This window comes from Desulfotomaculum copahuensis, from assembly GCF_001655685.1.
GTDB lineage: Bacteria > Bacillota > Desulfotomaculia > Desulfotomaculales > Desulfovirgulaceae > Desulfotomaculum_G > Desulfotomaculum_G copahuensis.
Window position 1 is genome coordinate 1 of record NZ_LYVF01000146.1, and the last position, 308, is coordinate 308.

Below are 308 nucleotides of genomic sequence, written 5' to 3' on the forward strand. Positions count from 1 at the left end.
GGCGAAGGGCGCTCCGTTAAGCAGCAGTTCCCACACCCTTACCCGGTGCTTTTCCGGCAGCCACAGCTTGCCTGTTACCCGGGGCGCTCTACTCATTATCGGCCGGCCCAGGCTGTCTACTCCGGTTTCTTCCGACAGATGAGAGACGGTTACCGCCAGGGTAAACCCACCATTGTGGTAACTGAGCTTCATGTTCGGGTTACCGCCCTTGGTTTCGTCCCCCCGAGCATATAGCCGGTTCTGTCTGGCGTTACGCCACTCTTCACGGGTGGCTCTGCCTTTGCAGGCCCGCTTCCATAAAGAGCGGC

1 pseudogene is annotated in these 308 nt (G+C 59.7%); it reads right to left on the reverse strand.

From position 1 onward, the window contains the following. Positions 1-192 (reverse strand): annotated as a pseudogene (locus tag A6M21_RS19120) (IS200/IS605 family accessory protein TnpB-related protein); the annotation flags it as partial. Positions 193-308: the final 116 nt, after the last annotated feature.